Annotated in this window: 2 protein-coding genes; both read right to left on the minus strand. The window is 36.6% G+C overall.

Going from position 1 to position 2,629, the window contains the following annotated elements; all coding sequences use genetic code 11:
- Positions 1–243: 243 nt before the first annotated feature.
- The gene (locus tag KWJ01_RS13195; RefSeq protein WP_224996929.1) at positions 244–1,233 is read right to left on the minus strand and encodes an ATP-binding protein; all 990 of its coding nucleotides are present in this window, start codon (positions 1,231–1,233) and stop codon (positions 244–246) included.
- 156 nt (positions 1,234–1,389) lie between these two features.
- Positions 1,390–1,977, minus strand: coding sequence for a hypothetical protein (locus tag KWJ01_RS13200; protein ID WP_224996931.1), 588 nt, complete (start codon positions 1,975–1,977; stop codon positions 1,390–1,392).
- Between the last annotated feature and the right edge of the window lie 652 nt (positions 1,978–2,629).

Genomic DNA, 2,629 nt, shown 5'->3' on the forward strand with positions numbered 1-2,629 from the left:
TCCATCCTTGGGGCTGGACCGCTAAAAAGCAAGCGCTAAAACTCCCTCTGGCCTTCCGCTTCTGCTCTTGGGAGACCTAGCTCCACAGAAAATCCACCAGCCGAACCGCTTATTACACATAACGTCCGTTGAATAAAGCAGGGGCTGGTCACCGCCGCTTCTCAAAGTACGTTTGGTTGATGTCTCTGGTAAGATAGAAAAGAGCTCTTACAGCCCTTGCTTTATTCTGTTGTTATGCATTGTTTATTTTATTTTATACTCTACCTCTTGTACTAAAGCACCGTCTGTAAATCCATCACTTCTAATAATTACTTGAGCTCTGATGATGTCTACTTTGGATTCTACAAGTACCAAATCCTGGAAAAATATTTCTTTTTCGCTTGAGTTTTGAGGGATACTAAGTGCTGATGGTCTGTTACCTATGCGATTTCGAGAAATAACTATATGGCTGTCTTTATTCTCAAAGTTCACATGGAAATTAGAAGGCTGCATTAAGCTTAAATCATATTTAAATGAAAACGCAGTGTTCCTACGCAATTCTTCTTTGATGTCTCTTTCATGTAACAGAATATAATCTTCTGTTTTTAGGATTTTCATTTCTATATCAATATCTAGAGATTTATTTGAGTTATTCACTATTTCTAAATCCATGTACATAAATCCATGACCAGATAAAATAGTATCATTCAAATGTCCTAGATAGGGTATGATTTGAATATCTGATTTTCTATCTCTTGCTTTTAACTTGTGCTCATAGATCTTATCAAAATCAACACGTCCAATTTTCTTGGTTGAAGCTCCTGTTCTTATAAAACCATCTCCTAATCTGAAGTCTGTTTTACCATCAGCAGGATTTTTGACATCTTTTTTTATGAGATATGGCCTATCCGTATTTCCAAAGATTCTAAAGTAGGCGAGCTTCTTGCCTTTATATTCAAATAGCTTGTATTCAAAGTTGATTTTAGGTTCAATATTACTTTCGATCAGCTCTTGATATTTTGCTTCATCGAATAAATCATCAATTTCAGTAAAATGATGTGCTACACCATTTTTCTCATGTACTCCTAACACGATGTATTTGTCAGAGTCAGAGGGATGGTTAGCAAAGGCCAAAAAATCCTTAAGTATTTCATTTCTCTTTGGATGCTTGCCAAGTGGGTATTGTTCCCCTTTAAAGTCTAGGGTATTACTTTCAGAACCATATTCAATAATATCATCTAAACTCTGATTCATATTTCTCTTCAATAATGCATAACGTCCATTGAATAATGCAGATGCCCTGCACTGCCCTTTGCTGAATGTACGCAAGAGTAGCTTCAACTACAAGAATGACTGAAAGCTGTTAAGGCATTTGCTTTATTCTGTTGTTGGCATGAGTTTATTTTATTTTTATTCATCTGTTACTGGCATCTCTATCACTTCAATCTCAAATACTTCTTTTGGCATTGGCGGTATAGGATTTAGGACTGTATCATTCATTAAAAAATTTAAGGTGCTATCCTTTAATTCAAATATTAAGTCACCGTCCACAAACTTCTTTCTTAGATAATGTTGAGAATATGAGTGTCCAGGGTAAATAGCTACTACTCCAAACCTATCGGAATAGAGAAATATTTCATTCCATGGCCAGTCCTTATGATATAGACTTCCCTTCATTACTCTGATTCTTTCACCACCATACATGAATTCCGCCGTCTGGATATAATCAAACTGATAGTCCCCTAGCGCTGCAGTATCTGATGACTCTAATTCCTCAAAGCTATAGGAACTAAGTATTGAGTCAAGCGTCGATACAAATGGTAAAACTGGATTCGAATAAGGCTCTTTCCCAAGTGTGTCTTGATATAGTCCATGAAGAGGTCCATATCCTTCCGGATTCCTCTCCCAAACAACAACAGTTTCCTTTTCCTTTGATTCACAAGATGAAAAAAGGATCAACGCTAATATTAATACTGATATCGGAGGGAGATTGCTCAATTTTAATTCATGCCAACGTCCGTTGAATAAAGCAGGCGCCCCGGCACTTGCGGTTCTTAGAGTACGATAAGTTAGCTATCTGCAGCAACAATGGCAACGAAGCTGTGAGGGCGATTGCTTTATTCTGTTGTTGGTAGTAGGCTTTATTAATTTCTATTCATTTTTAGCATCGTCCAGTTAATCAGATTCAATATCAATAGTCCAGGAAGATAGAAAAATGCACCTATAATTAAATATGCCATTCCAGTTTCCATTATGATATCTGTTAGCCCTGTTCCATGTCCGTCTACATAGATATTTTTTTCGAGATATGCCATTATAATCATAAGCATAACTGCTATAACTAAATGGGCTATCAATGTCAGGTTGAACAATCTTGTCAGCTTGCGAAGGGAAAAATATTTAAAAGTCTGTTCATAGATTGAATAAACCAGAATAGGAATTCCGAATGCTAGGATAGTCAGTATGATTACTATATGATATTGTCCATTCATTTAATATCCGCAGTGTATTTTGCTTGCTACCAACGGACAATGAATAAGACAGATGAGGGGAAATATGCACCTACCTGTCTTCTTGCAGTAAGATAGTAGAAAGTGATGAAGGTTGAAATAACTGGCTCCCCCTCATTTGTCTTATTCTAGTGTTATGT

Source organism: Cesiribacter sp. SM1 (assembly GCF_020178975.1).
In the GTDB taxonomy this organism is placed as follows: Bacteria; Bacteroidota; Bacteroidia; order Cytophagales; family Cyclobacteriaceae; genus Cesiribacter.